A 274-nucleotide genomic window follows, 5' to 3' on the forward strand; every position below is an offset into this window, starting at 1 on the left:
GGTGGTTACCTGAATCAATTCGCTTACAATTTGTACATACGTGACAAGGCTCTACCCCATTCCGCCCAGAACAGAGGAAACTCTTTGCCATTTGAATTGCCGTTGCAAACTTTCCAGTCCCTTTCCCTCCCTCTAACAAGTAAGCGTGGGATATACGCTCTTTTGCAATGCTATTCATCAACATTTTTACACCGATGGGTTGTATAGCAGAAAGCTGCTCCCACGTCTTCGTCATAATGCATACCTCACTTATTTCATTCTTTCCTTCGATTAT

At 43.1% G+C, this 274-nt stretch carries 1 pseudogene; it reads right to left on the bottom strand.

The window, feature by feature from the left end:
• Nucleotides 1–235, bottom strand: a pseudogene (locus tag SB658_RS23875) (DNA polymerase III subunit delta'); the annotation flags it as partial.
• Between the last annotated feature and the right edge of the window lie 39 nt (nucleotides 236–274).

Source organism: Bacillus sp. SIMBA_008 (genome assembly GCF_046535495.1).
Classification (GTDB): domain Bacteria; phylum Bacillota; class Bacilli; order Bacillales; family Bacillaceae; genus Bacillus; species Bacillus subtilis.